We start from the raw sequence: 20,323 nt of genomic DNA, 5'->3' as shown, positions 1-20,323 counted from the left end.
CGGTTGAATGAACAAGGCGAAAGTCATCCAGGACATTTCAACTGCTCTTCAGAAGAAACCGGCCGTCAGGGCGCTGTTCCTCAGCGGCAGTTACGGCGCCGGGATAGAGGATTCCCACAGCGACATCGATTTCCTGGCGGTTTCCCGAGACGGTCCGACGGATGAGTTCGCCGCCCTCTGGCGCGAAGCCGTCGGCAGGACGGGAGAAATCGTTCTCTGGTGGGATCGGCAGGCCAAGCCGATGCTGATCAATGCGATTACGGCGGATTGGCTGCGCATCGACGTGGAAATCGTCACGCCCGATCAGGTGGCCAGGCGCACCGCAAGCGGTTTGAAAGCCCTGTTCGACCACGACCGGGTTTTGGAAACATTACCGGCGGCGCTTCAAAAGACGGGTCCGAATCCGGCGCGTATGAAGTGGCAGTTCGAAGAATTCATCCGGATCCTGGGCCTTCTATCGCTCGCCATCGGCAGAGGGGAATATCTCAACGGGATCACCGGCATCTTCCATCTCCGGAACCTTCTCACCGAGCTTCTGATCGAGGAAACGGCAGCGCCCAACAGGGGAGGCGTGCTTCATCTCAACAGGCTGATCAGCGAGGAACAGAAGGACATTCTGGCCTCCTTGCCTCTTCCCTCACCGACAAGAGAATCGGTCATAGCCGCCAACCTGGCCTATGCGGAAGCCTATTTGCCGCGGGCGCGCAGGATGGCGACGGAAATCGGCGTGGAGTGGCCCGAGCGGTTCGAAGCGGCGACGCGGGCTCACCTGCGGGAAGCTCTGGCGGTCGAACTGCCCCCAAGCGCAACCTCAGGCTTGCTGTCAAAAAATTGATCCCCTGTGGACACAGGCAAAAAAGCCAACGTCCAGAGTCGGTTATGACTCCCTCCTGATCTCGGTTGAGAAGAAGTTTCCAACGCGGATCGAGTAAAATCTCGAAGGAGGGGATGGCAGCCGGACTCGCTCTAGGTACACTGATTTTAAAGGATGATTCGAAACGGGTTGGTAAGGTCCAGACAGGGTGGCTGCGTTATTCTGGCGGCGTCGGACGATCATCTGCAGTGTTGTTCCCGGTTATTGTTCGCGTGTTTTGGCGTTTTATCCGCACGAATTCGCATTCATTCCGGTCAAGAAGGTGCCGCATGAGCCTTATGGAAATAGAAATCGAACGTCAGTCGAATCCGGTTGACATGATCGAGTTCGTCGCAGCCTCGAACGACTGGACGTTCGAAAGATCGGGCGAGGACGAGATCGCCATGACCGTGGAGGGGCGCTGGACCGACTACCATGTGTCCTTCTCCTGGATGGAGGAGTTCGAGGCGCTGCATCTGGCCTGCGCCTTCGACATCAAGGTCCCCGATGCCCGCGTCAACGAGGTCATCCGCCTGCTCTCGCATATCAACGGGCAGGTGCTGATGGGGCATTTCGACCTGTGGCGCCAGGAAGACGTCGTCATCTTCCGCCAGTCCCTGCTGCTTGCCGGCGGCGCCGAACCCACCAACCAGCAGGTGGAAGTGCTGCTGTCCTCCGCGCTCGAAGCCTGCGAGGCCTATTATCAGGCCTTCCAATTCGTCGTATGGTCGGGCATGGAGGCGAAGGCCGCCATGGATGCCGTCCTCTTCGAAACCGTGGGCGAAGCCTGATGACTTTGAGCCAGATCGGATCGATCGTTCTCATCGGCGCCGGCAATATGGGCGGCGCGATGCTTTCCGGCTGGCTGAAAACGGGTGTACCCGGCGCGTCCATCACGGTCGTCGATCCGTCGCCGTCCGAGACGATGAAGGTGGCGATCGCAGATGCCGGAGCACGCCATGTATCCTCTGTGCCGGAAGGGCTTGCCGCCGACATCCTGTTCCTGGCGGTCAAGCCGCAGTTGATGGATGCGGTCCTGCCGCCGCTGAAGCCCGTGGTCGGAGCCGATACGGTCGTCGTGTCCGTGGCGGCCGGCAAGACGCTTGCCTATCTCAAAAGCCATTTCGGCGACGCCGGCATGGTGCGCGCCATGCCGAACACGCCGGCCATGATCGGTCGCGGCGTGACCGGCGCCTATGCCAATCCCAAGGTCACCGATGCGCAGCGGAATGCCGTGCAATCGCTGCTCAGGGTCAGCGGGCCGGTGGAATGGGTGGCGGGCGAAGCGGATATCGATGCGGTCACGGCCGTTTCCGGCAGCGGCCCGGCCTATGTGTTCTATCTCGTCGAGTGCATGGCGGAAGCAGGCCGGAAGGCCGGCCTGCCGGCGGACCTCGCCATGCGGCTCGCGCGGGAAACTGTCTCGGGGGCTGGTGAGCTCCTGCACCAGTCCTCCGAAGACGCTGCCAGACTTCGCCAGAACGTCACCTCGCCCGGCGGCACGACGGCTGCTGCGCTTTCCGTGCTGATGGCCGAGAACGGCATGCAGCCCCTGTTCGACAAGGCGATCGCCGCCGCCCGCAAGCGGGCCGAAGAACTGGGAAGCTGAGTGATCGCATGGCTGAAGAAATCAACTCCGGCGACCGGAAGATCAGCTTCTCCGATTTCGAAAAAGTCGATATCCGCGTCGGCACGATCATCGAGGCGGAGCCTTTTCCCGAAGCCCGCAAGCCGGCGTTCAAGCTGAAGATCGACTTCGGTCCTGAAATCGGCATCAAGAAATCCTCGGCGCAGATCACCGTGCATTACGCGCCCGAGACGCTGATCGGCCGGCAGGTGCTCGGCGTCGTCAATTTTCCGCCGCGGCAGATCGGCCCGTTCCGCTCCGAAGTGCTGACCCTCGGTTTCGAGGACGAGAAGGGCGCGATCGTGCTGGCCGCCGTCGAGCAGCCGGTGCCGAACGGCAGGAAGCTGATGTAGCGGGAAGTCCCCGGCGAACGCGGTGCGGACCACACCGATCGCAAAGGTTCACCCGTTCTAGCGGCTCTGCAGGAATGTCTTATGAAAGAAGTGTATTGCCATACCGATCGAGCATAGACCAAAACCGATCCGACACCACCATTTCGATTTCGGGTTGTTGAAGTAGGCGTCCCAAAGTTCTTTGAATTGTCCCTGTTCCTTCGGACGAAGGGGGGCGAACTCGGCCCGTATGTGCCGGTTATGGACGTCGTAGCGGGTGACAAAGCTGATCATGCCGCCGATCGTCCATAATACCAGGCCCAGGATGAACAGAATAAAGCCAATCTTGAGCGAATCGGGCACGGCGAACTCTCTTGAGTGTCAGGCTAGTGAATATCGCGGCTTTCGACGTCGGTCAGGCTGAAGGAGCGGAATTCGACTTCAAAACCCTCGCGCTGCGGCGAGCAGAAGGTCATGCCGACGGAGAGCTCCGTCAGGTCCGGCGGAAACCATGCAAGCCGCGCCATCCGCCAGTCCGGCTGGGTGTCGGTATGGTATTGGATGAACAGGGCGTCGCCCATGCGGGTGACGCGGACGAAGATTTCCTCGAAATCCTCGGCAAGGCGAAACGCGGACCAGTCCGAATGGCCATTGGTCACGACGACGCTGAAATGGCGGGCGCCGTCGGTGAATTCGATGCCGCATTTCATCCAGCGCTTCTCGTCGTGGCGGATCATCAACCCGGCCTGGTCGTAGAGCGCTTCGTAACGGCCGACGAAGGACGTTTCGACTGTGAAATCGCCGGAGCGGCGGCAGTAGAGGAAATGGCCGCTGTCGCGGTGGAAGCCGTAATAGGTGCCTTGCCAGAAATCGGTTTCCAGGCCGGATCGGGCAAGCAGCCTGCCATTCGTCTCGCGGCTTGCCGGCGGCGGGTTCAGCCAATGCATGTCGGAAAGGTCGATCGGCATCCGCTCCTCGAAAAAATGTCAGGCCGGCACGCGCACGACGGCGCGCAGACCGCCGCTGGGGCTGTCGGCAAGCGTCACGTTGCCGCCATGCGCGCGGGCGATGTCGCGGGCGATCGCAAGGCCCAGGCCGGTGCCGGAGGCGTTCAGGTTGCGCGCTTCGTCGAGCCGGTAGAAGGGCTTGAAGACGTCTTCGCGCGCCTCGGGCGGGATGCCCGGGCCATCGTCGTCAAGCGTCAGCGTCAGCCATTTGACGCCATGCCTGGCGTCGACATGGAGATTGTTGGCATAACGCTCGCTGTTGGAAACGAGATTGCCGACAAGCCGGGTAAAGGCGTTGGGGCGCACGGCGATTTCGTCCTCTCCCCCGATCTCGTAGGTCATGGTCTTGCCGCTCAGCGCAAAGTCCGAGCGCAGTTTTTCCAGGAGTTCGCTCAATCGCAGTTCACCGAAATCCTCTTCTGCCTCGCCCTTGGCGAAGGCGAGATAGCCCTCCAGCATCGACTGCATGTCTTCGACATCCTGGCTCATGCCGGAAAGTTCCGGCTTGTCGCCGGCAAGCGCGAGCTGCAGCTTGAACCGGGTCAGGACGGTCCGGAGGTCGTGGCTGATGCCGGCGAGCATGGCGGTGCGCTGCTCCATCTGCCGTTCGATGCGCTCGCGCATCTGGATGAAGGCGAGGCCCGCGCGCCGGACCTCGTCGGCGCCGCGCGGCGAAAACCCTTCCGTCCTCTGGCCCTTGCCGAAACTCTCTGCAGCATGAGCAAGCGTCAGGATCGGCCGGATCTGGCCGCGCAGGAAGAGAATGGAGATACCCACCAGCACCAGGGCCGTGCCGACCATCCAGACCAGGAAGATGTGGGTGTTCGAGGCATAGGTCGAGCCGCGGCGAACGAAGACGCGCAGAACGCGGCTGTCGTCGAATTTGATGCGGATTTCGACGAGCCGGCTGGCACCCACGGTGTCGATCCAGAACGGCATCTGGATTTGGCGGGTGATCTGTTCGGCGAGAATGTCGTCGAGGATCGCGAAGAAGGGCCGTGGGCGCGGCGGAGGCAACTGGCCGTCTTCCTCCACGGCGATCGTAAGGCTCAACGACTGATCCGCGATGCGGGTGATGGCATCGTAATTGGCGTCCTGCGGATAGGTCTTGATGACCTCGATGATGCCGGCGATATCACGGACCGTACCTTCCGAGAGGCGCTCGGTGACCATGCGCCAGTGCCGTTCCATGAAGACGGCCGCGACCACGCTCTGCAGGAGCAGCATGGGCAGGATCACGATCAGCAGCGAGCGGGTGTAAAGGCCGGTCGGCAGATGGCGGCGCAGCCAGCGGACGAAGGGCCGCCAGCCCGGCAGGGTGAACCGGTCCATGTCGCGCTTCAGGGTGTCGAAAAGTGCCATCCTGCCTTCCGTCTGTGCTCGGTCCTTCCCGGGTTAATCGATGCTCAGCCGGTATCCGATGCCGCGCACCGTCTGGAGATAGACGGGATTGGCGGGATCCTCCTCGATCTTACGCCGCAAACGGTTGATCTGCACGTCGATCGTACGCTCGCCGACTTCCGCATCGTCGCCGATCAGCTCGTGACGGGGAATGGTGTCGCCGGCGCGCAGCGCAAAGAGCAGCATGATCTCCTGTTCGCGGTCGGTGAGCCTTATGGTTTCGGCCGCCCTGCGCAATTCCTTGCGGGGGATAGAGAAGGTGAAGGGGCCGAAAATGACCTGTTCGATCTTCGGCGTATCGGGGGAGGCGCTGCGGCGCAGGATGTTGTTGATGCGCAGGACCAGCTCGCGGGGATCGAAAGGCTTGGAGAGATAATCGTCGGCACCGGCCTCGAGGCCGGCAATACGCGATTCCGCTTCGGCGCGGGCCGTCAGCAGGATCACCGGAATGGTCTTCTTCTCATAGAGCGTTTCGGTGAGCGAAAGGCCGGATTCGCCCGGCATCATCACGTCGAGGATGATGAGATCGAAATGCAGGCCTTCGAGCTTGCGGCGGGCTTCCGCCGCGTCGCCTGCGACGGTGACGCGAAAGCCCTGATCCATCAGATAGCGGTTCAGGAGATCGCGGATGCGGGTGTCGTCATCGACCACGAGAAGGTGGGGCGCGTCGTCGGAAAGGGGCGTTTTCGTCATCTGTTCAATCCAACCGGGTTTCAGTCCAACTCGCTTTCGATGGGCTCGATATTCTCATCGCGCCCGCGCATGCGGCGCAGGAATTCCTTCACCGAGGCCCGCATCTCCGGCTTCATATCCTCCATGGCGCGAGCGATACGGCGCGATTGCGGCTCGGAAAGGGCGAGCGCCAGTTCGCGGCCGGCGAGCGTCGGGTAGAGCCTGCGCTGGCGGCGGTCCTTGGCTCCGGCCATCTGGCGAATATAGCCGGATTCGATCAGTTGTTTGAGTACGCGCGCGAGGCTCTGCTTGGTGATCTGCAGCGTGTCGAGAAGGTCGGTGACCATCATGCCCGGCTGCCGGCAGACGAAATAGACGACGCGGTGATGGGCGCGGCCCATGCCGATCTTGGCGAGGATCGCATCCGGGTCGGACACGAAGTCGCGGTAAGCGAAGAAAAGCAATTCGATGGTCTCGAAGTCGATCTGGGCTTCGTCGACCGCCGGCATCGGCGGCAGGACCTTCTTGACGGCTTTTCCCGTCGTTGCGCGCGACACTCGCGTTTCCTTTCCCTTAGGGCTTCTTGCCGGCGGCCGAAGCTCTTCTACACTGAAGCATTTTTAGACGTCCGCCTGTGATAAAGCGCGAACGGCTTGAACAATCAACAGTATTTCTTGGAGGAAGGGGCGGGCAGGCTGCACGCGCGGGGCGAAAAGGGCACCGGACGAGGCGCCCCTTCCGATGTCGTTCAATCGTAGATATGCACGATGCGGCGAGTGCCCGGATCGACGAGCACCGGCCGGTCGTTGACGACCACGTAGTCGTAGTCGTAGTCGGGCACTTCGCGGATCACCACATCCGGGGGAAGCGTCGCACCGACGACGACCTCGTTGCGGACGCGGATCGGCTCGACCGGATGCTGCTCGATATACCGGATGACCGTATCCGGCGGCTCGACCATTTCGACCGAACCGACCGGGCCGAGCAGGACGTCGCCGGGACCGGGGACCGGGGCGGACGGGGCGACGCTCGCCGTCGTCTCGTAGGTGACGGACGGCACTTCGTAGCGGGTGCGGTAATCCCGGACCACGACAGGCGTGCCGTTCTCGCGGATGGTCAGATATTCGGCGAATACCCAGCCACGCATGCCGTTGACTTCGATGCGGCACCAGTTGCTGCCTTCGAGGCAGCCGTCCATCATGGCGGGACTGCCGCGGGTGGCGAGGCCGATCTCGGGATAATCCTCACCGGGGCCGGAGCGCACGGTGATGTCCGATGCGGTCGTGGTGGCCATCTGAGCCTCGGCAGGGAGGGCGAGCGCCGAAAGGGCCGCGCCGAGACCGAGGCATTTCAACCAAGTCGTCATGGATCTTCTCCTCATGTTGACTGGTCGGGAAACCCTTCCATGCCCTTGTGGTTCCGCGGAACGGGGGTGGTTTCTTCAAGCTGTGGCGGGCAGGTCACAGGTAGAAAAAACGGCATGGAACCTTTGTGCCCGGCATCCATTGATCCAGCCACATGCATCGGAGGGAAAATCAATGACCGCCCAGACTTTTTCCGCGCTGCCTCCCATTACCCCGGAGGCCAGGGCGCCGGCCAACCCGCTAAAAGGCGTGCTGATCACCGTCTTCGCCCTCAAGATCGCCGTTGCCGCATTCCTGCTGGCAACCGTTTCGCTCACGCCACCGCTTTCGGTCGACGGGCGCCCCATAGCTGCCGCAGCCGATTGATTTTTGGGGCTGAAATGGCTTCGGTTTCCCTTTATACCCCGCCTGACCCTATCACTTTGACCGAGGCATCATGGGCAAGTTACAGGCCGGCATCATTCCGGTGACGCCATTCCAGCAGAATTGCACGATCCTTTTCGACGACGAGACCAAGGAAGGCGTGGTCGTCGATCCGGGCGGCGACGTGCCGACGATCCTGCAGGTCGTCGGGGAAAACGGCATAACGCTCAAGGAAATCTGGTTGACGCATGGGCATATCGACCACGCGGGCGGTGCTGATGAATTGCGCGAGGCGCTCGGCATCGAGATCGTCGGCCCGCATGAGGCGGACTTGCCGCTCTTGCAGCGACTGGAAACGCAAGCCGAGAAGTTTGGCGTGGCCATGGCGGCGCGAAACGTCACGCCCGACCGCTGGCTCGATGAGGGAGATACCGTCGGGTTCGGAGGTCACGTTTTCGAGGTCTTCCACTGTCCCGGCCATGCGCCGGGCCACGTGATCTACTACAACCGCACCCAAAAGTTCGCGCATCTCGGCGACGTGCTGTTCAACGGTTCGATAGGGCGCACCGACCTGCCCGGCGGCGATCACGAGACGCTGCTCGCTTCGATCCGCGACAAGGTCCTGCCGCTCGGGGACGATGTCGGCTTCATCTGCGGCCATGGTCCGGGAAGCCGGATCGGCGACGAACGGCGGAGCAATCCTTTCCTGCGCGGCCTTTGAGGGGCCGCCGCCAGGCTCCAAAGAAAAAAACCCGGCATGCCTGCCGGGCTTCAACTCGAATAGAAAGCCTCTAAGGGGCTTAACCGGCGATCTGCAGGTTGACGGCCTTGGGCCCCTTGCCGCGACGATCCGGTTCCGTGTCGAAGCTTACCTTCTGATTTTCTGACAATCCGGACAGGCCGGAAGCCTGTACGGCAGAGATATGGACAAAGATGTCGGCGCCACCATTGTCAGGCTTGATGAAGCCGAAGCCCTTGTCGGTATTGAAGAATTTTACAGTGCCAGTTTCGGCCATGCAGCAGGTCCTTTTCTCTCTGTCCGTGTTCAGCGGCGGACAGCATCACAGTATGCCCCAAAGGGCGGCGGCAGGCAGCTTTAAGAAAGGGTCCCTGTCTTTACCGCGGCGACTGGCAGGAATAGCTTTGAAAATCTCCGCCCCCAGTCTCCCGCCCGAAGTCTTAGCGCCTTCGGAGCGCATCATTATAGGTCTTCCCATGCTCGTAAATTGCCCGAACTTGCACAGAGTGCTGTGTTTATCGGAAATTGGCAAGAAAAAGTTTTTTGAACCATTGCTTCGGCGTGAAAATGGGAATCGCCAAAGCGCCTGAAAATGCGGGCTTTGCGCCTTTCCGGGAGCATCCGTAAGATGATTCTTCCGCCGGCGACATTTCCTTAACCTTATTCTGTGCCGTTTTGATCCAGCGAGGGTAAAAAGGAAAATTGACGCCCGGACATGCGCGGCCGCGTTGACGAGCGCATTCAACCGGAAAGACGCGGCTGCCGATCGTTCTATTTGCTGGTGGATTGGCGCCGGCCGAAGGCGCGGGCGGGTTTCGCAACCGCCGGCCGGAAGTGAAGAGCGGCGGGTGGTGCGGCCGCCGGATCGCCGGCCGCCGGCGCTGCGTCCGTGCGCGGCGCCGGTGCAGCGCTGAGATCGGGACGGCCTTCCGGAAATGTCTCGTTGAATGTCGTGGGCGCGATTTCCGGCCGGGCCAGCGCGTAACCCTGCATCAGCGGTACGCCAAGCTCTTCGCAGAGATCCACCTGCCAGACCTCCTCCAGCCCTTCGAAGATCGGTTCGATACCGTCGTCCAGCATCTGCCGGACGATCACGCGCAGCAGCGCGTAGCCGGCGGAATTGTCGAGGAAGTCACGGACCCAGGAGGCGTCGAACTTCACGTAATCCGGACCGATGCGCTTCAGCCGGGCAAGATCGGAATCTCCCGCGCCATAGTCGTCGATCGCAATGCGGAAGCCGATCGCCCGCATGTGTCCTGCAAAGGCGACGACGATATCGTCGGCCGCGTCGGATTTTTCCGAGATTTCGCAGACGATGCGATCGGGACCAAGCCCTGCCTCGTGGCCGGCAAGCTTGATGCGTTCCACTTCCTGCCGCATCTCGTGCGGCGTGCGGAAGAGGCCCGGATGGAATTTGACGAAAATCCTTCCGCGCGAACGGCTCAACCGCCCCGTGTTGAGAATGTGGATCGTGCGCAGGATGCTGTCGGTATCGGCCATGTCAGAGGGCGAGACGAGGGGGAAGAAATCGCCCGGCGAGATCGGCTCCCCATCGCGCGAAACGCGCACGAGCCCTTCGAAAGCCTCGATCTCCAGTCCGGCGCCCGTCGTGGAGCGGAAGATCGGCTGCAGAGCGGACTGCAGCTTGAAAGGGCCGTAGACGGTGGAGAATGACCCGTTCTCACCGCGAACCAGATTGGCAAAGATGCTTCTCGGCGCCATGCCCGTCGATTTTTCCGTTGTTGATCCCCACGGTTGTACCAGCCAAGGGTTACGTGGCTGTAAAGAAGGTATGGAGCTTTTAATCAGCTTCTTTGATCGCTTTCATTCAAGCTTTGCGCTTGAAACGGCGTCATAGTTTAGACATAGAGCGTAGCGGCGGTTTTCGGCGCGCGATCCCGCCTTGTTCAACAGCCCTTCAGGACGAAGATTATGGCCTTTCTTGCCGACGCTCTTTCCCGCGTAAAGCCCTCCGCCACCATCGCCGTTTCCCAGAAAGCCCGCGACCTCAAAGCAAAGGGCCGCGACGTGATCGGGCTCGGCGCAGGCGAGCCGGATTTCGACACGCCGGAAAACATCAAGAAAGCGGCCATCGACGCGATCAATCGCGGCGAGACCAAGTATCCGCCGGTCTCGGGCATCCCGCAGCTTCGCGAAGCGATTGCAAGGAAGTTCAAGCGCGAGAACAATCTCGACTACACGCCGGCCCAGACGATCGTCGGAACGGGCGGAAAGCAGATTCTTTTCAACGCGTTCATGGCGACGCTCAATCCGGGCGATGAAGTGATCATCACCGCGCCCTATTGGGTCTCCTATCCGGAGATGGTGGCGATCTGCAGCGGAACGTCCGTCTTCATCGAAGCCAAGCAGGAAAACAATTTCAAGGTGACCGCGGCCGACCTCGAAAAGGCGATCACGCCGAAGACCAAATGGTTCCTGTTCAACTCGCCGTCCAACCCGTCGGGCGCCGCCTATACCCATGACGAGCTCAAGGCCCTCACCGATGTCCTCCTCAAGCACGAACATGTCTGGGTGCTGACCGACGACATGTACGAGCATCTGACCTATGGCGATTTCAAGTTCGTCTCCCCCGCGGAAGTGGAGCCGAGGCTCTACAACCGCACGCTGACGATGAACGGCGTCTCCAAGGCCTATGCAATGACCGGCTGGCGCATCGGTTATGCGGCCGGCCCGGTCGAGCTCATCAAGGCGATGGACATGATCCAGGGCCAGCAGACGTCGGGCGCCTGCACGATCGCGCAATGGGCCGCCGTCGAGGCGCTCAACGGCCCGCAGGACTTCATTCCGGCGAACAAGAAGATCTTCGAAGCCCGCCGCGACCTCGTCGTGTCGATGCTGAACCAGGCCAGGGGGATCGTTTGCCCGTCGCCGGAAGGGGCCTTCTACGTCTATCCGTCCTGCGCCGGCCTGATCGGCAAGACCGCGCCGTCGGGCAAGGTCATCGAGACGGACGAGGATTTCGTGACCGAGCTTCTGGAAACGGAAGGCGTTGCGGTCGTCCATGGGTCGGCTTTCGGCCTCGGCCCGAATTTCCGCATTTCCTATGCGACCTCGGAAGAGCTTCTCGAAGAGGCCTGCAAGCGCATCCAGCGCTTCTGCGCCAACTGCAAGTAAAGCCAAGCGAACTCGCATGAACAAAGCCCGCCGATGGCGGGCTTTGTGGATTTGAAGGCCCGCATTGACGATGTGGCTGCGTGTGGCTACATTTCATCCATGAAGACCGTTTCGATCCGCGAAGCCAAGAACCGTCTTACCGAACTCGCCCGCGAAGTGGAGCAGGGCGAGGTGGTGACCGTGACTCGCAACGGCAAGCCGGTGTTCGACCTCGTGCCGCACAAGAAGCGGGGCGGTATCAATTGGGAAGCCGGGCAGGCCTATCTGCGGGCGCGGGGCATTACCAATCCAGTGCCTTACATCGCGGACGATTTCGATGATCCCTTACCGGAAGATTTTCTAATCAAACCTCTGCCAGAAAAATGAGGGTTCTCCTCGACACGCACATCGTGCTGGCATTCCTCCGGCGGGAGTTTACGACGCAGTTTCCACAATTCTATAGGTTCTTTGCCGATGGCACGGCAGATGGTCTGGTGAGCGTCGCGAGCCTCTGGGAAATCGGTATCAAGTCGAGGTTGGGCAAGCTCGACCCAGGTATGCCTTTGGAGGATATGCCGAGCGTATTGGAAGCGGCCGATCTTGCAATCCTCCGCATCGACATCCCGCACGTCATCACGGCGGCCGAGCCGGAGCCGGAAACGCGCGATCCTTTCGATCGGTTGCTGCTTGCGCAGTGCCAAGCCGAGGGCTTGTTGCTCGTGACGATCGACCGGGCGCTTGCCGGCCATCGCTTCGCATTCAAATTCTAAGCGAAGCGGAATCCCACGGACGCCGCTTCGCCGAGCGGCGGATCAGCCCTTGGTCAGCCGCAGGATTGTCGATTCACCGCCGCCGCGCCGCTCGGTGACGGCATAGACGGCGCCGTCCGGGCCGACCTTGACGTCGCGGATGCGGGCTTCGAGCGGCACGCGCTCCTCGTGGGCGACCCTGTCGCCGTCCATGTGCACGACGACGATCCCCTGGCTGACCAGGCCGCCGATCAGGAAGGAGCCCTTCCATTCCGGGATTGCATCGGCATCGTAATAGGCCATGCCGGAGGGTGCGATGACCGGGTCCCAGTAATAGACCGGCTGTTCGGTTTCCGCTCTCTGGGTAATGCCCTCGCCAACGGGGCTGCCGCTGTACTCTATGCCGTAGGTCACTTCCGGCCAACCATAGTTCTTGCCCGGCTCCGGCCGGTTCAGCTCGTCGCCGCCACGGGGCCCGTGCTCCACCGTCCAAAGGCGCCCCTGTCCGTCCAGCGTGGCGGATTGCAGGTTGCGGTGGCCGAGGCTCCAGATTTCCGGCTGCGCGCCGTCCTGGTCCACGAAGGGGTTGTCCGGCAGTGCCTTGCCGTTCATGTCGATGCGGAAGACCTTGCCGAGACCGCTGCCGAGATCCTGTGCCTGGACGCGGGGTTCGGGATCGGAGCGCTCGCCGACGGTGACGTAGAGCTCGTTGCTCGGGCCGAAGACGAGACGCGAGCCGAAATGCTTGTTGCCGTCATAGCTCGGCATCTGACGGAAGATGACGTTGACGTTCTCCAGCCTGCCGCCCCCCTGATCGTCCGGGACGAGCCTGGCGGAGGCGACCGATGTGCCGTTGCCGTCCTCTCGGCCTTCCGAAAAGGAGAAGAAGATCATGCCGGAGGTCGCGAAGTCCGGCGCCAGCGCCACGTCGAGCAGGCCGCCCTGGCCGCCGGACAGGACCTCCGGGACGCCATCGATCTCGGGCCCGGCTTCGCCTTCCTCGGAGATGATGTGCATGGCGCCCTCTTTGGCGGTCACCAGCATGCGGCCGTCCGGCAGGAATTCCATGGCCCAGAGATGCGGCAAGTCGTCGGCGACGACCTCATGGGAAATCTTCGGCATCTCGGCCGGTTGCGGCGCGCGGGTCTGGCCCGTGAAAGCGGGCGTCTGGTTCTGCGCATTGGGCCGCCTGGTCTCGGCCGGCTGGCCGGCGGTCTGGGCGAGCGCGGAGCCGGCGATCAGCGCAGCGGAGAGGGCCGAGCCGGTCAGGAGAAGAGTGAAGCTTTTCATCGTGAACTCCCTTCGATGAGGCGGCGCTTGCCGCAGGTCTGGAACGCTGCTCCCGCACGGGGCGACGGAGCGTCGAACGATGGCCTTCATCTAGGGCATTCATGCGAAATGATCGCACACGCGCCGTTCAAGATTACTTTATCGCAACCCGTAAGGCGTGCTTAAGAAAAAGCCCGCCGATGAGGGCGGGCTTGTCGACCGGTGTCTGGTGGCAGAGCTCAATCGAGGAGGTCGGCCGGAACCTTTCCGCCGTTTTCCTTGAGCCTCTTCATCAGGGCCTTGTGGAGCCACATGTTCATTTCGGGTGAACCGTTCCTTTCGCCTGTATATCCAAGCTCTTCGGCGAGTTCCTTGCGAGCGGTGAGGCTGGAATCGAGGTCGAGCGCCTTCATGAGATCGACAATCGAACGCCGCCAATCGAGCTTCTGACCGCTTTTCTTGACGGCCGCGTCAAGGATCGGTTCGATGTCCACCGGGCCGGCGAAAGCCGGGGCGGGCGATGGGGAGGCCGATGCGGCTGGAGCCGCGGAGGGCGGCGCTGCAGGGGCAGGGGTCGCCGCAGGCGTCGATGCGGCGGATGCCGACACCGGAGCCGCAGGCTTCAGAGGCTCTGCGGTGGGCTGCGGAGCGGCTTTGGCTGCGCCGCCGAAGATTGCGTTCTTGATCTTGTCGAAGATGCCCATTCTACTCTCCTCAGGTTGTCTAGGAGAGACTTGTGCAAGTTTGGAAAAAACTCAAGGGGCGGCCGCAGCAAGATCGGCTGCGGCCGCAAGATTTCCGTCAGGCCGTGCCCCAGATGGTCTCGGCGGTCTTGACGACGAGTTCCAGCTTGCGCTTCTGATCGTCCTCCGTGATCGCGTTGCCTTCCTCGGTCGAGGCGAAGCCGCATTGCGGCGCGATGCCGAGCTGATCGAGGTCGGCATATTTGGAGGCTTCGTCGAAATGGCGGCGGAGCGAATCGAGGCTTTCCAGCTCACCGGTCTTGGTGGTGATGAAGCCCGGATAGACGCGCTGCTTCGAACCCTTCTGGAGCAGGCTCAAAGGCTGCAGGCCGCCGGCGCGATCCGTGTCGTATTCCATGAAGAACATGTCGACGCCGGTCTTGTTGAAGATGGCATCGGCCGCCGCATCGTAGCCGCCTTCGGCAGCCCAGGTGGAGCGGAAATTGCCGCGGCACATGTGCATGCCAATCAGCATGTCCTTCGGGCGGTCCTTGATGGCCTCATGCATCGTGAGAGCGTATTTCTCGATCAGCCAGTCCGGATCGTAGCCCTCCTCGCGCTTCATGGCGCGCTGCTTCTCGTCGCCGAGATAGGCGAAATAGATGTCGTCCATCTGCAGATAACGGCAGCCGGCTTCGTAGAACTTCTGCACGGCCTTGGCGTAGGTGCGGGCGAGAGCGGCGAAGAGCGCTTCGACGTCCTGGTATTCCGGATAGGTCACGTCGGCGCGGGCGGTGCGGTAATGCGCAACACTCGGGCCGGGGATGGAGATCTTCGGCGTGACCTTGGTGTTGGCGGCGAGGAACTTGAAATGCTCCAGGTGCGGATGGTTGTCCGGGAAATCGAGCTTGCCGTTGATGGTCGGGAAGGTCGGCGGCAGCTTGACGCCGTGGAAGGTGACGCCCTTGTGCGCTTCGCGGGTGACGAACTCCATGCCGTCGAGCTCGCCGAGGAAGTCGTAGTGCCAGAAATGGCGGCGGGCTTCGCCGTCGGTGACGACCTTGAGGCCGACGCTTTCCTGCAGCTTGACGAGCTCCCTGATGCCTTCGTCTTCGACGGCCTTCAGTTCACCGGCGGAAATGCTCTTCTCTTCGTAGAACTTCTTGCGGGCTTCCTTGATGGAAGCGGGACGCAGGAGCGAACCGACGTGATCGGCTCTGTAGGGCGGGGTGGGCATGGAATCCTCCATATTACTTGTACAAGCTGCCGAAGCTCGGCAGCGGCGAAGGCGTGTATACAGATTGTGCCTCTCCAGGCGAAACAGCATATTTCACGCACTGATTCAACGTCCTCTCAATCCGATTCCGTATGCATGTGCAACTTGTTGTTCTGGAATCGCTTTTCGTCAGAGGCCGAGGACCGTCAGCATCACGAAGGTCGCGAACAGGACGAAATGCGTCATTCCCTCAATCGCGTTCGTCTGACCGTCGTTGAGGTTGATCGCCGCGGCGATCAAGGTGACCGCGACCATCACGGTCTGCACCGGCGTCATGGCCATAATGAAGGGCTGGCCGCTATAGAGCGCGATGCTTTCCATCACCGGCACGGTGAGGATGACGGTCGAGAGCGACGCGCCCATGGCGATGTTGACCACGGATTGCATGCGGTTCCTGAGGGCCGCGCGCAATGCCGTCAGGATTTCCGGCGCCGCGGAAATGGTGGCGACGACGACGGCCATCAGGGCGGGCGGGGCGCCGGTGCCCTCGATCCCCGCATTCATGAAGGCCGACATGAATTCGGCGAGAAGGCCGATGACGAGGACGCCGAAGAGAATGACGCCGATGGAGACCGCGGCCGGCTCCTCCTCGGCCTCTTCCCGGGGTGTCGCCCCGCCCGTCGCGGTCTTGGCGCGGGGATAGCTGTAGCTGAAGAAATAGCTGTGCGGGCCGACCTGCATCTTCAGGAAGACGGCATAGAGCGCGATCATCGCCCCAATGGTGAAGGCGGAATAATAGTGCCAGCGGTCGGAAGGGATGAATTCCGGCACGATCATGGAAATGCCCATGGCGGTCAGGATCATCACGCTGTAGGTGCGGCTGGAATCGTCGTTATAGGGCTGCTCGCCGTGACGAAGGCCGCCGAGCAGGGCCGCAAGGCCGAGAATGCCGTTGATGTCCAGCATGACCGCGGCATAGATCGTGTCGCGCACCAGGGTGGGGGAGGTCGTGTTGCCCATCATGATCGCCAGGATCAGCACTTCGACGGCGACTGCCGAGAGGGTCAGGATCATCGTGCCGTAGGGATCGCCGACCTTGTGGGCGAGCACCTCCGCATGATGGGCGACACGGGTCGAGGCGAGAATGATGATGGCGATCAGAGCGACGGCGGCGACGACCGAGGCCGTCTTGCCGGCCTCCAGAACGGAATGTTCCACGGCGTAGGCGATGAAGCCCGCCGCGAGCGCTACGATGAGAGATCTTTCCTGCTTCAGAAGAGAGAGAGCTCTCACCGGCAACTCCTGACGTTGATCGACACAATCTAACGCGGCAACCTGCAGCATCAAGGACGGTCCGGTTTTGCTTCAAGGGTTTGCGACAAGGAGGCTTTGATGACATAATTCCGGCAGTGGCCTGGAACTTGCGGCGCACTTCTTGCTTTTTCAACGCTGTGCCGCATCCGGAGACGGATCCGAAGGATCGATGCGGCCATGAAAGAGGACAAGGAGGGAGTATGACCAAGGTTGTCTACAAGGTCGTGCCGCATGATGGCGGCTGGGCCTATCGCCAAGGCGACGTCTATTCGGAAACTTTTCCTACCCATTCCGACGCCTTGCAGGCAGCGCGCATCGTCGCGGCCGAACAGCAGGTGGGCGGAGACCCGGAAGAGATCAGCTGGCAGGACGAGAAGGGCGTCTGGCACACCGAATACAGCGACGGTGGTGACCGTCCGGAAGCCGAAGTCGAGGATGGCGACCAGGGGGCGACCGCGCACTGAGGTCAGCCGCGGACATGGTCCAAAGGCCTCTGACAAGCGCATCGAAAGCGGCTCTCCGGTGCGGCGAGGATTTCAGGTTCTCGTGCACGGCGACCCAAGGTGTCGAGCCGCAGCTCGAAGATATGCGGGGTCTGGCGTAACGAAAAAGGCCGCCTGCGGGCAGCCCTTTTGCTGTCTGATCAGGCGACGGCCTCGAGTGCCGGATAATCGGTATAGCCTTTGGCGCCGCCGCCGTAGAATGTGGCCTTGTCCGGTTCGTTGAGCGGCGCCCTGTCCTTGAAGCGCTGCACCAGGTCGGGATTGGCGAGGAAGAGCTTGCCGAAGGCGACGGCATCGGCATAACCGCTTTCGACGGCCTCGGTGGCGGTTTCGCGGTCGTAACCGTTGTTGACCAGCCAGCCACCCGTGCCGCCGGCCTTGCGGTAGACCTCCTTGAGCTCCCGATAGTCGAACGGCTTATCGCCCTGGAAGAAGCTGCGGTCGCCGCCGGTGGCGCCTTCGATCAAATGGATGAACGCAAGACCGCGCGAGCCGAGCTGCTCGGCCACATAATTGAAGAGCGGCTGCGGATCGGCTTCGGTGATGCCGTTGCCGGGAGTGACCGGCGAGAGGCGGATGCCGACGCGGCCGGCGCCGATCTCCCTGGTGACCGCATCGACGACTTCCAGGAGGAAGCGGACGCGGTTCTCGATCGAACCGCCATATTCGTCGGCACGCTTGTTGGCGCCGGATTTCAGGAACTGGTCGATCAGATAGCCGTTGGCGCCGTGCAGTTCGATGCCGTCGAAACCGGCGTCGATCGCGGCGCGGGCACCCTTGCGGAAATCGTCGACGATACCGGCGATTTCGGATGTTTCGAGGGCGCGAGGCGCCGAGGTATCCACGAAAGCGCCGCTGCCGTCGGGGTTGATGATATAGGTCTTGGTGCCGGCCGGGAGGGCGGAGGGGGCAACGGGCGCGCCGCCGTTCGGCTGCAGGGACGTGTGGGAAACGCGGCCGACATGCCAGATCTGCGTGACGATCCTGCCACCTTTCCTATGCACGGCGTCCGTCACCTTCTTCCAGCCTTCGATCGCCTGCGGCAGGTAGAGACCGGGCACATCCGCGTAGCCCTGGCCCTGCTGGCTCACCGGCGTGCCCTCCGTGACGATCAAACCGGCGGAGGCGCGCTGTTCGTAATAGGTGAGGTTGAGGTTGTTCGGGACCGCCTTCGGCGAACGATTGCGCGTCAGCGGCGCCATGACAATGCGGTTGGCGAGTTCGATATCGCCGAATTTGGTCGGATAAAAAAGGCTGGCCATCGGAAATTTCCTTTTGTCTCAAGTTTGGGAGGAGGCGGATCGGAGCGACGATCTGAGCTCGTCGAGGAAGGCCGCAATGGTTTCCTCATCGCGGTGGTAGAACGCCCATTGGCCGACGCGGTTGATCTTCAGCAACCCGGCCTTTTCAAGCGTCGAAAGATGCGCCGAGACCGTGGACTGGGAGAGGCCGCAGCGCTTTTCGAACTGGTTGGCGCAGATACCCATTTCGAGCGGGTGCGCCTGATTGGAGAAATGGCGCTCCGGCTCCTTCATCCATTCCAGGAATTCGACCCGGATCGGATGAGCCAGCGCCTTCAGAATTTCCGTCTTGTCCATGGTCCGGATCCATATCGAAGGTATCCGATATATAGATCGTTTGGGGACGATTTAAAGGAAGCGCTTTGCGGGGAAACGGAGGTTCGTAAAAAAAATGGGCCGCCGGATTTCTCCAGGGCCCTTTCAGGTGTGAAGGTCAAAACCTCCAGAGGGGAACAGCCGACGCAGACGACGGGGGACGTCGCCAAGAGCGGTCGGCTTCCATCAATATGGGATGGAAGGCCGGCTCGACAAGAGCGCGGATGGAATATTGAACAGAAGTTTGGCGGCGATCATAACGGGGAGAACCGAAATCCACGGCTGTAGGCAAAAAAAGAGGGCCACTGGATTTCTCCAGGGCCCTATAAGTGTGAAGGTCAAAAAACCTCCAGAGGGGAACAGCTGCTGCGGTGGAACTGGGAGGAAAAAGCCACCATGTGCATCAGCTGTGTGCGATATGGTGGTTTTTTGTGCAGTGAACAATGGCCTTTTGTGCAGGCCAGCCATGCGTGAAGCGCAATGCTTGTCGCTCGGCAAGCTCACGATGGGAATAACAGATAGCCGGAGGCCACTGGAATCCTTCCTGTTTAAAGGATTTCGGAACCCCGCGATTCTCTCGGTTTCGGGGTTTAAAAATTCCAGTTGCGCGCCTTGCCGACGATGAAATCGCGGAAGACTTTGAGCTTCGCCGCGTTCTTCATTTCATCCGGATAGCAGAAATAGGTGTCGAAGGAGGGGATGTCGGCGTTGATTGCGAGCTGAATCAGCCCCGGGTCGCGGCCGACGATATAATCCGGCAGGCAGGCGATCCCGATGCCGAGCAGGCAGGCCCGCTTGATCGAGGTCTGGCTGTTGATCTGCAGGTGCGGCGTGCGCGTATTGTCGGAAGAGCGGCCGGCATATTCCAGCCAGTTGACGTCGAGCAGGTAGTTCGGCGCCGGTTCCCCGAAGGTGATGATGCGGTGGGTGTCGAGATCCTCGACCGACTGCGGCTCGCCGTAACGGTTGATGTAGGAGGGAGCCGCATAGACGTGCATATGCACGGTGAAGAGCTTGCGCTGGATGAGGTCGGACTGCTGCGGCTGCCGGAGGCGGATCGCGCAATCCGCGTGGCGCATGTTCACGTCCACCTCTTCGTTGTCGAGGATGAGCTGGATCGACATTTCCGGATAGAGCTGCAGGAATTCCTGCACCTTGTCGGTGAGCCATCCCTGGCCGAGCCCGACCGTCGTGGTGACGCGCAGCTTGCCGGAGGGTTTCTCCGTCGTCTCGGTGAGCTGCACCTTCACCGTCTCGAGCTTCAAAAGCACGTCGTGGGCAGTGCGGTAAAGGAGCTCGCCCTGTTCGGTGAGGATGAGGCCGCGCGCGTGGCGATGGAAGAGCTTTACGCCGACATCCTGTTCCAGCGCGCTGACCTGGCGGCTGATGGCCGACTGGGAAAGGTGAAGCTTGTCCGCCGCGTGGGTGAAGGAACCCGCCTCCGCCGCCGCGTGAAAAATGCGCAATTTATCCCAGTCGAGAGGCACACCCATTGCTGAAC

General features: G+C 61.5%; 25 protein-coding genes. 10 read left to right on the top strand and 15 right to left on the bottom strand.

The window, feature by feature from the left end; genetic code table 11:
• The first annotated feature begins 7 nt into the window (after positions 1 to 7).
• The 4 genes from ACMGE0_RS05365 (at position 8) to ACMGE0_RS05350 (ending at position 2,833) form a co-directional block, all read left to right on the top strand.
• On the top strand, positions 8 to 835 hold the full coding sequence (locus tag ACMGE0_RS05365; protein WP_436814830.1) for a hypothetical protein: 828 nt from the start codon (positions 8 to 10) through the stop codon (positions 833 to 835).
• A 308-nt stretch (positions 836 to 1,143) separates the two neighbouring features.
• Complete coding sequence (locus ACMGE0_RS05360; protein ID WP_436814829.1) at positions 1,144 to 1,644, top strand: type III secretion system chaperone family protein; 501 nt, start codon at positions 1,144 to 1,146, stop codon at positions 1,642 to 1,644.
• Positions 1,644 to 2,462, top strand: a complete 819-nt coding sequence (proC, locus tag ACMGE0_RS05355; protein ID WP_436814828.1) for a pyrroline-5-carboxylate reductase — start codon at positions 1,644 to 1,646, stop codon at positions 2,460 to 2,462. Before ACMGE0_RS05360 ends, proC begins: the two co-directional genes overlap by 1 nt.
• 8 nt (positions 2,463 to 2,470) lie before the next feature.
• Positions 2,471 to 2,833 (top strand): tRNA-binding protein, encoded by a 363-nt coding sequence (locus ACMGE0_RS05350; protein ID WP_436814827.1) that lies wholly within the window; start codon positions 2,471 to 2,473, stop codon positions 2,831 to 2,833.
• Positions 2,834 to 2,890: 57 nt separating this feature from the next.
• Here ACMGE0_RS05350 and ACMGE0_RS05345 read toward each other — a convergent pair whose 3' ends face one another.
• The 6 genes from ACMGE0_RS05345 to ACMGE0_RS05320 all read right to left on the bottom strand — a co-directional run bounded on the left by ACMGE0_RS05345 (position 2,891) and on the right by ACMGE0_RS05320 (position 7,258).
• Complete coding sequence (locus ACMGE0_RS05345; RefSeq protein ID WP_436814826.1) at positions 2,891 to 3,175, bottom strand: hypothetical protein; 285 nt, start codon at positions 3,173 to 3,175, stop codon at positions 2,891 to 2,893.
• Between the two features lie 23 nt (positions 3,176 to 3,198).
• The gene (locus ACMGE0_RS05340; RefSeq protein ID WP_436814825.1) at positions 3,199 to 3,780 is read right to left on the bottom strand and encodes a DUF1349 domain-containing protein; all 582 of its coding nucleotides are present in this window, start codon (positions 3,778 to 3,780) and stop codon (positions 3,199 to 3,201) included.
• A gap of 18 nt (positions 3,781 to 3,798) precedes the next feature.
• Positions 3,799 to 5,181 (bottom strand): ATP-binding protein, encoded by a 1,383-nt coding sequence (locus ACMGE0_RS05335; protein ID WP_436814824.1) that lies wholly within the window; start codon positions 5,179 to 5,181, stop codon positions 3,799 to 3,801.
• 33 nt (positions 5,182 to 5,214) lie between these two features.
• Positions 5,215 to 5,913 carry a response regulator gene (locus tag ACMGE0_RS05330; protein WP_436814823.1) on the bottom strand — a complete coding sequence of 233 codons (699 nt, stop codon included), beginning with the start codon at positions 5,911 to 5,913 and terminating at the stop codon, positions 5,215 to 5,217.
• A gap of 20 nt (positions 5,914 to 5,933) precedes the next feature.
• Positions 5,934 to 6,401, bottom strand: a complete 468-nt coding sequence (locus ACMGE0_RS05325; protein WP_436815066.1) for a MarR family winged helix-turn-helix transcriptional regulator — start codon at positions 6,399 to 6,401, stop codon at positions 5,934 to 5,936.
• A 239-nt stretch (positions 6,402 to 6,640) separates the two neighbouring features.
• Positions 6,641 to 7,258, bottom strand: coding sequence for a DUF1236 domain-containing protein (locus ACMGE0_RS05320; RefSeq protein WP_436814822.1), 618 nt, complete (start codon positions 7,256 to 7,258; stop codon positions 6,641 to 6,643).
• Between the two features lie 172 nt (positions 7,259 to 7,430).
• Here ACMGE0_RS05320 and ACMGE0_RS05315 point away from each other — a divergent pair, with 172 nt between their 5' ends.
• Both ACMGE0_RS05315 and ACMGE0_RS05310 read left to right on the top strand, forming a co-directional pair.
• Positions 7,431 to 7,622, top strand: a complete 192-nt coding sequence (locus ACMGE0_RS05315; protein WP_436814821.1) for a hypothetical protein — start codon at positions 7,431 to 7,433, stop codon at positions 7,620 to 7,622.
• 70 nt (positions 7,623 to 7,692) lie between these two features.
• The gene (locus tag ACMGE0_RS05310) at positions 7,693 to 8,340 is read left to right on the top strand and encodes an MBL fold metallo-hydrolase (RefSeq protein ID WP_436814820.1); all 648 of its coding nucleotides are present in this window, start codon (positions 7,693 to 7,695) and stop codon (positions 8,338 to 8,340) included.
• A 79-nt stretch (positions 8,341 to 8,419) separates the two neighbouring features.
• Here the strand turns inward: ACMGE0_RS05310 and ACMGE0_RS05305 are convergent, their stop codons facing one another.
• Positions 8,420 to 8,635, bottom strand: coding sequence for a cold-shock protein (locus ACMGE0_RS05305; protein ID WP_003494703.1), 216 nt, complete (start codon positions 8,633 to 8,635; stop codon positions 8,420 to 8,422).
• Positions 8,636 to 9,129: 494 nt separating this feature from the next.
• The gene (locus tag ACMGE0_RS05300) at positions 9,130 to 10,080 is read right to left on the bottom strand and encodes an EAL domain-containing protein (RefSeq protein ID WP_436814819.1); all 951 of its coding nucleotides are present in this window, start codon (positions 10,078 to 10,080) and stop codon (positions 9,130 to 9,132) included.
• A gap of 210 nt (positions 10,081 to 10,290) precedes the next feature.
• On the opposite strand from ACMGE0_RS05300, the gene ACMGE0_RS05295 reads away from it, so the two are divergent.
• From ACMGE0_RS05295 to ACMGE0_RS05285, 3 genes are all read left to right on the top strand, one after another.
• Entirely contained in the window at positions 10,291 to 11,493 is a 1,203-nt protein-coding gene (locus ACMGE0_RS05295) for a pyridoxal phosphate-dependent aminotransferase (RefSeq protein ID WP_436814818.1), read from the top strand.
• A 99-nt stretch (positions 11,494 to 11,592) separates the two neighbouring features.
• Positions 11,593 to 11,859 carry a type II toxin-antitoxin system Phd/YefM family antitoxin gene (locus tag ACMGE0_RS05290; protein WP_436815065.1) on the top strand — a complete coding sequence of 89 codons (267 nt, stop codon included), beginning with the start codon at positions 11,593 to 11,595 and terminating at the stop codon, positions 11,857 to 11,859.
• Positions 11,856 to 12,242, top strand: coding sequence for a type II toxin-antitoxin system VapC family toxin (locus ACMGE0_RS05285; RefSeq protein ID WP_436814817.1), 387 nt, complete (start codon positions 11,856 to 11,858; stop codon positions 12,240 to 12,242). Before ACMGE0_RS05290 ends, ACMGE0_RS05285 begins: the two co-directional genes overlap by 4 nt.
• A 42-nt stretch (positions 12,243 to 12,284) precedes the next feature.
• Here ACMGE0_RS05285 and ACMGE0_RS05280 read toward each other — a convergent pair whose 3' ends face one another.
• From ACMGE0_RS05280 to ACMGE0_RS05265, 4 genes are all read right to left on the bottom strand, one after another.
• Complete coding sequence (locus tag ACMGE0_RS05280) at positions 12,285 to 13,511, bottom strand: PQQ-dependent sugar dehydrogenase (protein WP_436814816.1); 1,227 nt, start codon at positions 13,509 to 13,511, stop codon at positions 12,285 to 12,287.
• 218 nt (positions 13,512 to 13,729) lie between these two features.
• Positions 13,730 to 14,194 carry a DUF3597 domain-containing protein gene (locus tag ACMGE0_RS05275; RefSeq protein ID WP_436814815.1) on the bottom strand — a complete coding sequence of 155 codons (465 nt, stop codon included), beginning with the start codon at positions 14,192 to 14,194 and terminating at the stop codon, positions 13,730 to 13,732.
• 97 nt (positions 14,195 to 14,291) lie between these two features.
• Positions 14,292 to 15,410, bottom strand: coding sequence for a 5-methyltetrahydropteroyltriglutamate--homocysteine S-methyltransferase (locus ACMGE0_RS05270; RefSeq protein WP_436814814.1), 1,119 nt, complete (start codon positions 15,408 to 15,410; stop codon positions 14,292 to 14,294).
• Between the two features lie 168 nt (positions 15,411 to 15,578).
• Complete coding sequence (locus ACMGE0_RS05265) at positions 15,579 to 16,733, bottom strand: calcium:cation antiporter (RefSeq protein ID WP_436814813.1); 1,155 nt, start codon at positions 16,731 to 16,733, stop codon at positions 15,579 to 15,581.
• A 170-nt stretch (positions 16,734 to 16,903) separates the two neighbouring features.
• Here ACMGE0_RS05265 and ACMGE0_RS05260 point away from each other — a divergent pair, with 170 nt between their 5' ends.
• A complete protein-coding gene (locus tag ACMGE0_RS05260) occupies positions 16,904 to 17,167 on the top strand; it encodes a DUF2188 domain-containing protein (RefSeq protein ID WP_436814812.1) in 264 nt (87 codons plus the stop codon).
• Positions 17,168 to 17,346: 179 nt separating this feature from the next.
• On the opposite strand, the gene ACMGE0_RS05255 is transcribed toward ACMGE0_RS05260, so the two are convergent.
• From ACMGE0_RS05255 to ACMGE0_RS05245, 3 genes are all read right to left on the bottom strand, one after another.
• Positions 17,347 to 18,468, bottom strand: coding sequence for an alkene reductase (locus ACMGE0_RS05255; protein WP_436814811.1), 1,122 nt, complete (start codon positions 18,466 to 18,468; stop codon positions 17,347 to 17,349).
• Between the two features lie 18 nt (positions 18,469 to 18,486).
• A complete protein-coding gene (locus tag ACMGE0_RS05250) occupies positions 18,487 to 18,804 on the bottom strand; it encodes an ArsR/SmtB family transcription factor (protein ID WP_436814810.1) in 318 nt (105 codons plus the stop codon).
• Positions 18,805 to 19,412: 608 nt separating this feature from the next.
• The gene (locus ACMGE0_RS05245) at positions 19,413 to 20,309 is read right to left on the bottom strand and encodes a LysR family transcriptional regulator VtlR (RefSeq protein ID WP_436815064.1); all 897 of its coding nucleotides are present in this window, start codon (positions 20,307 to 20,309) and stop codon (positions 19,413 to 19,415) included.
• Positions 20,310 to 20,323: the final 14 nt, after the last annotated feature.

Source organism: Neorhizobium descurainiae (assembly GCF_051400715.1).
Classification (GTDB): Bacteria; Pseudomonadota; Alphaproteobacteria; order Rhizobiales; family Rhizobiaceae; genus Neorhizobium.
Note: the sequence above shows the minus strand (reverse complement) of the source record. Positions and strands in the feature narration are given on the sequence as shown.

What these genes read in the sequence shown, in the direction of transcription:
- ACMGE0_RS05330 (WP_436814823.1), bottom strand. Translation starts at nt 5,913, where the DNA reads ATGACGAAAACGCCCCTTTCCGACGACGCGCCCCACCTTCTCGTGGTC.
- ACMGE0_RS05320 (WP_436814822.1), bottom strand. Translation starts at nt 7,258, where the DNA reads ATGACGACTTGGTTGAAATGCCTCGGTCTCGGCGCGGCCCTTTCGGCG.
- ACMGE0_RS05285 (WP_436814817.1), top strand. Translation starts at nt 11,856, where the DNA reads ATGAGGGTTCTCCTCGACACGCACATCGTGCTGGCATTCCTCCGGCGG.
- ACMGE0_RS05335 (WP_436814824.1), bottom strand. Translation starts at nt 5,181, where the DNA reads ATGGCACTTTTCGACACCCTGAAGCGCGACATGGACCGGTTCACCCTG.
- ACMGE0_RS05270 (WP_436814814.1), bottom strand. Translation starts at nt 15,410, where the DNA reads ATGCCCACCCCGCCCTACAGAGCCGATCACGTCGGTTCGCTCCTGCGT.
- ACMGE0_RS05360 (WP_436814829.1), top strand. Translation starts at nt 1,144, where the DNA reads ATGAGCCTTATGGAAATAGAAATCGAACGTCAGTCGAATCCGGTTGAC.
- ACMGE0_RS05315 (WP_436814821.1), top strand. Translation starts at nt 7,431, where the DNA reads ATGACCGCCCAGACTTTTTCCGCGCTGCCTCCCATTACCCCGGAGGCC.
- ACMGE0_RS05300 (WP_436814819.1), bottom strand. Translation starts at nt 10,080, where the DNA reads ATGGCGCCGAGAAGCATCTTTGCCAATCTGGTTCGCGGTGAGAACGGG.
- proC (WP_436814828.1), top strand. Translation starts at nt 1,644, where the DNA reads ATGACTTTGAGCCAGATCGGATCGATCGTTCTCATCGGCGCCGGCAAT.
- ACMGE0_RS05280 (WP_436814816.1), bottom strand. Translation starts at nt 13,511, where the DNA reads ATGAAAAGCTTCACTCTTCTCCTGACCGGCTCGGCCCTCTCCGCTGCG.
- ACMGE0_RS05340 (WP_436814825.1), bottom strand. Translation starts at nt 3,780, where the DNA reads ATGCCGATCGACCTTTCCGACATGCATTGGCTGAACCCGCCGCCGGCA.
- ACMGE0_RS05255 (WP_436814811.1), bottom strand. Translation starts at nt 18,468, where the DNA reads ATGGCCAGCCTTTTTTATCCGACCAAATTCGGCGATATCGAACTCGCC.
- ACMGE0_RS05350 (WP_436814827.1), top strand. Translation starts at nt 2,471, where the DNA reads ATGGCTGAAGAAATCAACTCCGGCGACCGGAAGATCAGCTTCTCCGAT.
- ACMGE0_RS05305 (WP_003494703.1), bottom strand. Translation starts at nt 8,635, where the DNA reads ATGGCCGAAACTGGCACTGTAAAATTCTTCAATACCGACAAGGGCTTC.
- ACMGE0_RS05275 (WP_436814815.1), bottom strand. Translation starts at nt 14,194, where the DNA reads ATGGGCATCTTCGACAAGATCAAGAACGCAATCTTCGGCGGCGCAGCC.
- ACMGE0_RS05365 (WP_436814830.1), top strand. Translation starts at nt 8, where the DNA reads ATGAACAAGGCGAAAGTCATCCAGGACATTTCAACTGCTCTTCAGAAG.
- ACMGE0_RS05265 (WP_436814813.1), bottom strand. Translation starts at nt 16,733, where the DNA reads ATGCTGCAGGTTGCCGCGTTAGATTGTGTCGATCAACGTCAGGAGTTG.
- ACMGE0_RS05250 (WP_436814810.1), bottom strand. Translation starts at nt 18,804, where the DNA reads ATGGACAAGACGGAAATTCTGAAGGCGCTGGCTCATCCGATCCGGGTC.
- ACMGE0_RS05295 (WP_436814818.1), top strand. Translation starts at nt 10,291, where the DNA reads ATGGCCTTTCTTGCCGACGCTCTTTCCCGCGTAAAGCCCTCCGCCACC.
- ACMGE0_RS05310 (WP_436814820.1), top strand. Translation starts at nt 7,693, where the DNA reads ATGGGCAAGTTACAGGCCGGCATCATTCCGGTGACGCCATTCCAGCAG.
- ACMGE0_RS05325 (WP_436815066.1), bottom strand. Translation starts at nt 6,401, where the DNA reads ATGCCGGCGGTCGACGAAGCCCAGATCGACTTCGAGACCATCGAATTG.
- ACMGE0_RS05290 (WP_436815065.1), top strand. Translation starts at nt 11,593, where the DNA reads ATGAAGACCGTTTCGATCCGCGAAGCCAAGAACCGTCTTACCGAACTC.
- ACMGE0_RS05260 (WP_436814812.1), top strand. Translation starts at nt 16,904, where the DNA reads ATGACCAAGGTTGTCTACAAGGTCGTGCCGCATGATGGCGGCTGGGCC.